The 251-nt window shown below is 43.0% G+C and carries 1 tRNA gene; it reads left to right on the forward strand.

Annotated features, from left to right (window positions below):
* Position 1 precedes the first annotated feature (1 nt).
* A tRNA-Ala gene (locus H4J76_RS19665) sits at positions 2–77 on the forward strand.
* The last annotated feature ends 174 nt before the right edge of the window (positions 78–251 follow it).

The raw sequence follows: 251 nt of genomic DNA on the forward strand, positions 1-251 counted from the left end.
TGGGGCTATAGCTCAGCTGGGAGAGCGCCTGCCTTGCACGCAGGAGGTCTGCAGTTCGATCCTGCATAGCTCCACCATCTTAAATTCTACCGCGTTAGTTCGCAGCTTGTGTAGTAAACTACACGGCGCTACAAACTGCCTTGTATAATATAAGATACCATTATGATTCTTCATTAAAGAAAAGACCAAATTAAGGTTTACTTTCGTCATGCTGAACGTGTTTCAGTATCTGGTGAGTGAATATTAATTTG

The organism is Colwellia sp. BRX9-1 (assembly GCF_014077195.1).
Classification (GTDB): domain Bacteria; phylum Pseudomonadota; class Gammaproteobacteria; order Enterobacterales; family Alteromonadaceae; genus Colwellia_A.